The organism is Rhizobium sp. PEPV16, from assembly GCF_008919455.1.
In the GTDB taxonomy this organism is placed as follows: Bacteria; Pseudomonadota; Alphaproteobacteria; order Rhizobiales; family Rhizobiaceae; genus Rhizobium; species Rhizobium leguminosarum_Q.
Genome location: NZ_VSZV01000249.1, coordinates 1 through 7,984 on the forward strand (window position 1 = coordinate 1; position 7,984 = coordinate 7,984).

Below are 7,984 nucleotides of genomic sequence, written 5' to 3' on the forward strand. Positions count from 1 at the left end.
TAGGAGGCCTGGCTCTCCACCGGCGCCATGCGCACGGCAGGGGCCATGCGCGCTGCCCCCCGCGACGGCGAGATCGAGCTGACCCTGGTGCCGTTGTCGACATTGGCCGGCGGCACCAGCCCATCACTGATCGAACAGGTCGTCAGCGCCGCCGAAAGCAGCAAGGGCAAAAGGGATCGCCGAGGAAAGGAAACAAACGCCATACTCTTATCGCTTCCACAGGCTGGCTGGGCAGTGACCGAAAAAACTCACTCCAATTTTAATTAAAAACGGTGAATGAAAACTTACCGGCACAATCTGAACGCGACGGAAATGAAAAAGGCCGGTTTCCCGGCCTTTGATCTCTCCGTTTTCTCACGCTGCCCGTGTGTATCGGGCCACTGGCGGCGGCTCCCCGCGCAGGCGGAAATTCGAAAGCAGCGTCTTCAGCTGAGTGCTCTCGTCGGCAAGCGTGCGGCTTGCCGCCGTCGTCTCCTCGACCATCGCGGCATTCTGCTGCGTCATCTGGTCCATGTGATTGACGGAACCGTTGATCTCGTTCAACCCGGTCGACTGCTCGCGCGCCGCCGTCGCGATCGAGGCGACGTGATCGTTGACCTGGTTGACCAGTGCCTCGATTTCCAGCAGCGCCTCGCCCGTCGAGCGCACCAGCGCCACCCCGCCCTGGACCTCAGTTGCTGACCGGCTGATCAGCTCCTTGATCTCCTTGGCCGCGTTGGCGGACCGCTGGGCGAGTTCGCGCACTTCCTGGGCGACAACGGCAAAGCCGCGGCCCGCCTCGCCCGCCCGCGCAGCCTCGACGCCGGCATTCAGCGCCAGAAGGTTCGTCTGGAAAGCGATTTCGTCGATGACCGAGATGATCTGACCGATGCGGTTGGACGAATCCTCGATCCGGCCCATCGCCGTCACCGCATTGCGGACGATCTCGCCGGATTTTCCGGCACTCGCCTTGGTCTCGGCCACCATCTCGCGCGCCTCGTTCGCCCGTTCGGATGCGGTCTTGACCGTCGCGGTGATCTCGTCGAGCGCTGCCGCCGTTTCTTCGAGTGCGGCTGCCTGCTGCTCCGTCCGCTTCGACAGATTGCCGGTCGCCTCGCTGATGTCGGAAGCGCTGTCGTTGACGACGCGGCTCGATTCGGCGATCGCATGGATGACGCCGTTCAGCGCGTCGACGGCGGCGTTGAAATCGCCCCTCAACTTGGCGTAATCCTCGCCGATATCGCCGATCGCAACCGTCAGGTCACCGCCCGCAAGCTTCTCCAGGCCGACGCCAAGCGCCTGCATCGCGCGGTTCTGCCGTTCGGAGGCGGAACGCAGGCTTGCCTCGTTGCCGCGGCGCTCTTCCTCGATCTGCTGCTGTCTTTCGTCTTCCCGCCCGCGCAGCGCGCTACGCTCGTCGACGGAATCGCGCAGCACCAGCAGCACCTTGGCCATCTGGCCAATCTCGTCGCGACGGTCGCTGCCGGCGATCTCCACCGATGCTTCTTCGGCCGCAATCGCATTCATCGCCGCTTTCAGCCGGGCGATCGGCACTGTCACGCTGCGCACGATGGCATAAGCGATGGCAATCGTGGCGGCGCCGCCAAACAGGCAGAGCAGTGCGGCCCACATCGCGTTCTGGCGATAGAGCGCGGCAAGATCATCCGCGTAGACACCGGTGCCGACGATCCAGCCCCATGGCTCGAACCCGGCGACATAGGAATATTTCAGCACCGGCTCATCGGCGCCCGGCTTCGGCCAGAGATAGTCGACAAAACCCTTGCCGTCCTTCTTCACCTTGTTGACGAACTCGACGAACAGGAATTTGCCGGTCGGGTCCTTCATCTGCGAGATATCCGTACCATCAAGCGCCGGCTTGATCGGGTGCATCACCATTTTGGGATGCATGTCATTGATCCAGAAATAGCCGTCGGCGCCGTAGCGCATCGCGCCGATCACATCCTTGGCGGCCGCCTGCGCCTGTTCGCGGGTCATCGTGCCCGCCTGCTCCATCTTGTAATATTTGTCGAAGATGCCGAGCGCCGTCGCATCCATCTGCGCCAGCCCCGCCTTCCGCTCCGCTTCCAGCTCGGAATAGGAATAGTTCAGAAAGAAGACCATCGTCGCCGCAAGCACGGCAAGCGTGAATGCGACGAGGCAGTAAAGTCGGGTGGAAATCTTGACGTTGCGCATGAGGTTCCCGGCGATTCTTATATTTGAGATCGATCGCATTCTGAATTGCCGGAATTACTGGAGCGTAAAGCTTAATTAGAGTCGCGTTAAATAACGTAAGGGAAGGCGGCGGTCGCGAAATTCAACCAATTGAAATCAAATGAGATTTAAATCGGCGCGAGCCGCCATATTTTTACCACCGCCGGCCTGCCGCAGGCAACCTCGAGACGCCTTGCTCCGCTACACAGCACGATTCAGCAGCTTTGACAGCCAAACCACCTTCTGCCAACAGGCCGCCCATGAGACGCGGAACCCCGCAGAAGAATAAGAAGGTGAGCAGCCAGAATAAAATCGGATGCTCGCTCCGGCGAAGCTCAGATCGCTGCCCGGAGAAACGAGTCTGTATCTGCCAGCGACCGCTCCGGAGCGTGGAAAAATGAGCTGCCACCGAGACCGCGATTACGCAGAGCAACACGTAGACACCTAAGTCCGAATACACTCATTGCTCCGCTATAACGCTCGACATTGCGAAATCTCGCCTGATATTTTTTGAAAGTCAAAGGCTATCCATGCGGCTCGTGCTTTGGCATCGCATTGGCACGAGCTGGAGCGCGCGAACCAGGCTGCCGCTGAAAGCGAAACGAGATTGCGATGTGAGATTGCTGGCTTAGCACCTTGGAAAGGAAAGCGCGAATGGGAAGAACAAGCATATCGCTAGCCCCCAATCCGATACGTAAGGAATGCACCGCTTGACATCAGATTTTGGCCTCTGTCCAGGCTTAGGAACAGGCCCATGTGGGCCTTCTCCTCTAGAAGAGTAATATAGATATCCCGTTACCACATGAAGCAACAGCGAAATTCCCGAAATCATGAACCAGATCAGCGCTATACCAAACGCGCTCGCATCGCAGTTTTGATTTTTAAGTTCGATGTGTATTCCTGTGAATTGATAATATAGATATCCTACTAATCCATAAGAAATCCAAATCAATACCAATGAGTATATACCAATTAACTTATAAATTGCCGAACCCAATATAGAAACCCCAATATTCTATTCCATGCAACTTTGTCATTATCCAATAACCAGCGAACTTCTTCCTCAAGAAGAGAAATCGAGAAGCGGCAACAGTGCAACTCATTATGTATGCACCTTTCGGGTCAACGGCAACTCACCCAAACAAGTGCACCCCGCCACCGGCCGGCCACGCCCAGCCTTCCCGCCTTTTACACGCGTTGACCTTGCACTAGGGTGCTTCGCAGTGAATCGCCGGCCCATGGCCCGCACCAGATGGAGAACCCTTGATGACCGATGCCGCCAAGCCGAGAGGCGAATTGACGCTGAGGACGCTTGCCATGCCCGGTGACGCCAATCCGGCCGGCGATATCTTCGGCGGCTGGGTTATGGCGCAGATGGACCTTGCCTCCGGCATCCGCGCTGCCGAGCGCGCCAAGGGCCGCGTCGTCACCGCCGCCGTCAAGGAGATGGCCTTCGAGCTGCCGGTCAAGATCGGCGACACCTTGTCTGTCTATACCGGTATCGACCGTGTCGGCCGCACCTCGATCACGCTCTGCGTCGAAGCCTGGGCGCACCGCGCACGTTACGCCAAGATGGAAAAGGTCACAGCTGGCACCTTCATCATGGTGGCGCTCGACGAAGAGGGCAAACCCAAGCAAGTCCTCGAGGAGTGACAGCCTAAGGATCGAAAGCATGGAAACGGTCAGCTCGCCGGAGGTCTTCCTTCACATCAAGGTGGTGATGGGCATGGTCATCAGCCTTTCACTCGCGAGAGTACTCACCGGCCTTGCCGGCATCGTCCAGCATCCCGCCAAGGCCAAGGTCTATCCCATCCATCTCGGCTGGGCGCTGTCGATGTTCCTGTTCATCATCCATATCTGGTGGTGGGAATATCGCCTGCAGGCGGTGCCGGCGATCGGCTTCGGCATCTATCTCTTCCTCATCTGCTTCTGCAGTCTGTTCTTCCTGCTCTGCGCCCTGCTCTTTCCGGCCTCGCTCGACGAATATGGCGGCTACGAGGAATATTTCATCTCGCGGCGCAAATGGTTCTTCGGCATCCTCGGCCTCACCTACGCCATCGATATCCTCGACACGGCGATCAAGGGCCATGAGCGCATCCTCTCGCTCGGCTGGGAATATCCAGCTCGCAACATCATCTACATCCTCCTCTGCGCCATCGCCGCCTGGACCCCCAACCGCCGCTTCCACGCAGCCTTCATCCTCGCCAATCTGATCTACCAAGTCAGCTTCATCTTCAGGCTTTATGATGTGCTGGGGTGAGACGTGGTCCCGCGAAGCGGGAGCAATCGATCCGGTGAATCGATTGCAAACGTCGAACGCCCTGAGCCATGCGAGGGGCCGGGAAGCGGCAAGCTCCTTGGCCAGCCAGGAGAGGACCTTATTCTTGCCCTTCGCTTACGCTCCGCGCATTCGCGGCCCCGCCGCTCACACCCTAAGAAACTGCGACCCTTTATCAAACCCCAGTCCCGGAAAGATCTTCCCGGTCAAATCATCCGCACTCACATCGAACTGCCGGTAGAGCATCGCTGCCGCAAGCTCGCGCACGTCGGCGGTTGGCATCAGATCGCGGTCGTCGAGCAGTTGACCGTCGCCGATGCCCGGCCAACGGCCGAGGATGCGGCCGCCGTTGATGGCGCCGCCTGATAGCAGCGCGCAGCCGCCGGTGCCGTGGTCGGTGCCGGCTGAGCCATTCTGGCGCACGGTGCGGCCGAACTCGGTCATGGCAAGCACCACCGTCTTTGCCCAGATCTCGGGCCCGAGCGTGGTCTTCAACATATTGATCGCCTGCGAAAGGTCCTGCACCGGTCGTTTGAACTGGCCGGCCTGGCCGATATGCGTGTCCCAGCCTGATATCGAGAAGCTGGCGATGCGGTAATCGCCCTTCAGCATGTTGGCCGCAAGCGCCGCCACATCGGCGATCTTTGCGCCGCGCTGGCCCTCCGGCTCGACCATCATCGAGGCGCTATTGGCCCGCGTCGCCTCGGCAAGCGCCTCGGCGAACGGCGGATCGCCGGCATAGAGCCGCGCCAGGAACTGCATCTCGTCGCGCGCCGGCGCCAGATTGGAATCCGACGCCCAGACGTCGACATTGTTCGGTCCGGAGAGGATCAGCTCCGTCGAGGTATTGATGTCGATTGCCTTGCGCGCATCCGAGCGCGGAATGACGGCAAGCGCCCGGGTCAGCCATCCGGTCTTTTCCTCGGCGACATGTTCGCCGCCGGATTCCAGCATGTCCTGCCCGTCGAAATGGCTGCGCTGGTCGCGATAGGGCGTCGACACCGCATGCACGAAGGCGAGCTCGCGGCTTTTCCAGAGCGGCAGCAGCTCGGCGGCCGCCGGATTGAGGCCGAAATGCCCGTCGAGATCGAGAAGCCCGGTATCGGGCGTAAGCGCCAGTGTCGGCCTGAGCGCCGCAAAGCCGGCATCGCCATAGGGCTGCACCAGATCCAGCCCGTCCATCGCGCCGCGCAGCACGATGGTGACAAAACGGTTGTCACCCGGCATCGCCGCGAAGGTGACCGGCGTGAAGACGGGGGCAGCGGCAAGACAGCAGGCAGAGGTCAGAAAACCGCGGCGCGATAGCGAAATCCGGTTGATGGGCAGCGTCATGGGCGTGGCCTCCTAAGCAGGTTCAGGAAAAGTGTCCAACGGTTTTCCGGCCAGAACCTGCGACAAAACAAAGGAGCTAAGCAGACGAAGCGTTGGCTTGCCAACGAAGGTCTGCTTAGCGGCGATTGAATTCGGGCGATGCCAATACCAGCGTCAGCCCGCTGATCTTGTTCGGCGCCTGCGACACCACGCGGATCGTCTCGTCGCGGGCGGCATCGGCAAGTGTCGATTTCAGGAATTCGCGCGGATCCTCGTCCCGGCCGAACTGGGCTGCGGCCCGCCTTGCCCAGGCCAACCGCTCGGCGAGCTGGCTGCCGGTGATCCAGGCGGAGAAACCTTCCTCGAAACCGGCCGGGCTCGGCGGCAGCCAGGTCGGCTGGCCCATGCGCCTGAGTGCCCCCTGCCCCAGCGCCCGCGCCGTCCGGAAGGCTTTGAGGCGCGTCTCCCTTGCCTCGCCGGCGGGTTCGGTCGTCACCGGCGATCCAGCCATGCCGGGCGTATTCGCCGCCATGTCACCCTCGTCCGTGCCCTGCTGGTTTGCCGCCAGGAAGCTGCCGACGACGCCGTTGACCGGCCCCGCATTCAGCGCCCTCAGGCCGGTGACGATATAATCGAAGGGCTGGCGCGCCTTGGCGCCCTCGTCGCGCCAGGCGGCGGGATGATCGAGCATGGCGGTGTAGACGGCAGTCAGATCGCCGTCCGTCTTCTTCCAGGCTTCGGCCATCTCGGACACCATGCCTTCGTCAGGCTGGTCGGCGATGAAATGCACCGCGAGCTTGCGGCTGATATGCGCCGCTGTCTTCGGGTGGAGCGCCAGATCGTCGAGCATGTCGAGATAATCATCGCGCGAACGCCTGCGCCCGCCATAGCCGATGCCAAGCACCTCATGTGTCCCGGGCTCCGAAATATTCGGCCGGAACGCGATGTCCATATCCTTGCGGTCGATGGTGAGCCCCGTCAGCACCATGGCCGCCGCCGTGACATCCGCCTGGCTATAGCCGCTGCCGGCGCCGAGCGTGTGCAGCTCCAGCAGTTCGCGGCCGAGATTTTCGTTCAGCCCCTTGTTGCGCTTCATGCCGCCGGGCGAATCCGGCCCAAGCGAATCCGCCTGGTCGAGATAGATCAGCATGGCCGGATGGGCGGTGGCATTGCGCAAGAGATCGCCGAACCTGCCTGATATGAACGGCCGGATCGCCTCGGCCTCGTAGAGCGGCACGATGAGGCGCATCGGCAGGCTCTTATTGGCGCTGGTGGAGAAATGATCGGTCCAGAAGGTCGAAAGCCTCTCGTAGAAGCCGTACGGCGACAACACCGCCTGCATCAGCCGCAGGTTCGCATCGTGCTGAAACTGCTGCTGCGCCTGGCGCTGGACCCCTTTGCGCATATCGCGCTGCGTCGTATCGTCGGTCACCGTCTTGGCATCCTGCCGGATCTGCTTCAACTGCGCCTGCAGGCTGAGAATTGCCTGGCGGCGCATGTCGGGGCCGCCAAGGGGAAAATCCGGCGTTGCCGCCACCCCCATGCGCAGCTGGCCGATGAGATCGTCCTTGCTATCCGGCGGCGCCTCGCCCGGCCGGAAACCATAGCCGAACCGGATCGCCGCCATCGTCGGGAAAGACAGGCTCATGACCGCTCACCTCCTATTCACTAGAAGGTGACAGGCTGCCAGCTGATTGCGACCGCAATCTGTAGGAAATGCGGCGATATCCAGACATGAACAATTTGTAATCTATTGAAAAGGCTAAAGTTTATGCGCGGAAGATGAAGGATGCCCCGATTGCGATCAGGGCGAAGCCGATCGCATGGTTCCAGGTCAGGTTCTCGCCGAGCCAGAAGATCGAGAAGCCGGCAAAGACGATCAGCGTGATCACCTCCTGCATCGTCTTCAGCTGCGCCGTCGTATAGACCGCCGAACCGATCCGGTTGGCCGGCACCGCCAGGCAATATTCGAAGAAGGCAATGCCCCAGCTGACGATGATGGCGAGGAAGATCGCGCTGCTCTTGTGCTTGAGATGCCCGTACCAGGCGAATGTCATGAAAATGTTGGAGGCAAACAGCATGACGACGGGCCAGACGGCGGCAGGAGAAAACGGCATGGGTAACTCGGGGCTGTGGAGGGAACGGTCGATCCGGCGAGATACCGGCGGGCCCTACCTATCACGCCGTTTTTCGGCCGCAAGTCCC

Annotated in this window: 6 protein-coding genes and 1 pseudogene; 2 read left to right on the forward strand and 5 right to left on the reverse strand. The window is 60.9% G+C overall.

Features of this window, described 5'->3' with window-relative positions; translation table 11 throughout:
• Both FY112_RS09425 and FY112_RS09430 read right to left on the reverse strand, forming a co-directional pair.
• Positions 1–203 (reverse strand): annotated as a pseudogene (locus FY112_RS09425) (extensin); the annotation flags it as partial.
• A gap of 151 nt (positions 204–354) precedes the next feature.
• Positions 355–2,172 carry a methyl-accepting chemotaxis protein gene (locus FY112_RS09430; RefSeq protein WP_151518253.1) on the reverse strand — a complete coding sequence of 606 codons (1,818 nt, stop codon included), beginning with the start codon at positions 2,170–2,172 and terminating at the stop codon, positions 355–357.
• Between the two features lie 1,284 nt (positions 2,173–3,456).
• Here FY112_RS09430 and FY112_RS09435 point away from each other — a divergent pair.
• Together FY112_RS09435 and FY112_RS09440 are read left to right on the forward strand one after the other, a co-directional pair.
• Positions 3,457–3,843 (forward strand): acyl-CoA thioesterase, encoded by a 387-nt coding sequence (locus FY112_RS09435; protein ID WP_151518254.1) that lies wholly within the window; start codon positions 3,457–3,459, stop codon positions 3,841–3,843.
• A 19-nt stretch (positions 3,844–3,862) separates the two neighbouring features.
• Entirely contained in the window at positions 3,863–4,450 is a 588-nt protein-coding gene (locus tag FY112_RS09440; RefSeq protein ID WP_131619703.1) for a hypothetical protein, read from the forward strand.
• 165 nt (positions 4,451–4,615) lie between these two features.
• Here FY112_RS09440 and FY112_RS09445 read toward each other — a convergent pair whose 3' ends face one another.
• From FY112_RS09445 to FY112_RS09455, 3 genes are all read right to left on the reverse strand, one after another.
• Positions 4,616–5,800 (reverse strand): DUF1501 domain-containing protein, encoded by a 1,185-nt coding sequence (locus FY112_RS09445; protein WP_151518255.1) that lies wholly within the window; start codon positions 5,798–5,800, stop codon positions 4,616–4,618.
• Positions 5,801–5,915: 115 nt separating this feature from the next.
• A complete protein-coding gene (locus tag FY112_RS09450) occupies positions 5,916–7,427 on the reverse strand; it encodes a DUF1800 domain-containing protein (protein WP_151518256.1) in 1,512 nt (503 codons plus the stop codon).
• A gap of 121 nt (positions 7,428–7,548) precedes the next feature.
• Positions 7,549–7,896 (reverse strand): DMT family protein, encoded by a 348-nt coding sequence (locus FY112_RS09455; RefSeq protein ID WP_003540725.1) that lies wholly within the window; start codon positions 7,894–7,896, stop codon positions 7,549–7,551.
• Positions 7,897–7,984 lie beyond the last annotated feature (88 nt).